The organism is Calidithermus terrae, from assembly GCF_003574345.1.
Taxonomy (GTDB): Bacteria; Deinococcota; Deinococci; order Deinococcales; family Thermaceae; genus Calidithermus; species Calidithermus chliarophilus.
On the sequence record NZ_QXDL01000413.1, the window covers coordinates 1 to 1,429 of the forward strand.

Consider the following 1,429-nt stretch of genomic DNA (forward strand, 5'->3'; position numbering starts at 1 on the left):
GGGCGGCCTCGGCCGCCTCCGGGCTCAGGCGCAGGGTGGGGCGGGGCTGGGCGGGGGCGCTGCGCTCGAGCAGCCCCTGCACGGCGTCGCGCAGCTCGCCCATGCCGGCGAAGCGGTCGATGGGCTTCTTGGCCAAAGCCCGCAGGATGACGCGCTCGAGGGCCTCGGGCAACTGCGGCACGATCTGGCGGGGCGGGACCGGCTGGGCGTAGATGTGGCGGATGGCCGCGTCCCGCACGTCCTTGGCCTCGAAGGGCAGCAGCCCGGTGGCGACCTCGTAGAGCACCACCCCCAGCGCGTAGACGTCGCTGTGGGCGGTAGGGGGTAGCCCCTGGAAGCGCTCGGGGGCCAGGTGGGTAGGGACGCCCTTGAAGTGCTCGAGGTCCTCCAGACCCCCGGGGCTCTCCAGCAACGCCATCCCGAAGTTGCCGACCTTGAGGGTGTAGTGCTCGAGCAGGCCCGTGCGCCACAGCAGCAGGTTGGCGGGCCGCACGTCGGCGTGGACGATCCCCCGCCTGTGGGCCTCCTCCAGCGCCGCCGCCGCGTCGCGCACGAGCTCGAGACCCTGCTGCAGGGGAAGGCGCTCCCCCGCCTTGGCGTAGCGGTGCAGCAGCGTCTGCAGGCTGCCCTCCGGCGGGTGCTCGCTGGCGATGAACACGAAGTCCCCGCCCTCCCCGCAGGCGTAGGTCTCGGCGACGTTGGGGTGCTTGAGCCCCAGCAGGGCCTGCCCGAGCTCCCGCAGGCGTTGTGCCTGTCGTGCCGTGCGCGGCATCAGCCGCACCAGCGCGGGGCGGCCGAGCTCGGTGTCCAGGGCCGCGTACGCTTTGCCCAGGTGGTCCTCGCCCAGCAAGTTTTGGAGCACGTACTTGCCGACGCGCTCCCCAACCCGACGGTCTGTTGTGTTGCTTCCACTCTCCACGGCCGGGCTCCTAGATTTCAGACCAACTCTAACACATACCCGGCGTGGGCCGGCTTATGGGTTTCGATCAGCTCGGTCAGCAGCTCGAGGTCGAGTTCCTGGCCCGCGGGCGCCTCGAGCCGAACCCGGAAGACGAAGGGTTGCCCCGGGATCTCCTCGATCAGCGGGGCGACCCCCGTGCACGTCTCGATCCAGCGGCTGAGCCCGTAGCGGGTGCCCCGCCAGCGCAGCAGGTCCATCCCCTCCGCCACCAGCCGCCGCCGCCGCTCCTCGGGCCAGCGCTCGTCCAACTCCAGCCCCAGCCAGCTCCCCAGCCAGTTCACCATCGAGGCCGGGGCGGTGCGGGGGTCGAAGTACATGGGCAGGTGGTCAAGGCGCCACTCGAGCGGCTCCCAAATGCCCTCGAAGATCTGCAGGAAGCGCCCCAGGAAGTCCCCGTCGTGGAAGATCACCGGCAGGTACTGCAGGTAGCGCGACTGGGCCACCGGGGGCAGGGGCACCGGGTAGGTC

At 71.3% G+C, this 1,429-nt stretch carries 2 protein-coding genes; both read right to left on the minus strand.

Translation table 11 applies throughout. The features are described from left to right. Positions 1–862 (minus strand): serine/threonine-protein kinase (locus Mterra_RS21225; RefSeq protein ID WP_147373034.1); only part of this gene is annotated, 862 nt, incomplete at its 3' end. 74 nt (positions 863–936) lie between these two features. Further along, positions 937–1,429 (minus strand): phage tail protein (locus tag Mterra_RS21230; protein WP_147373036.1); only part of this gene is annotated, 493 nt, incomplete at its 5' end.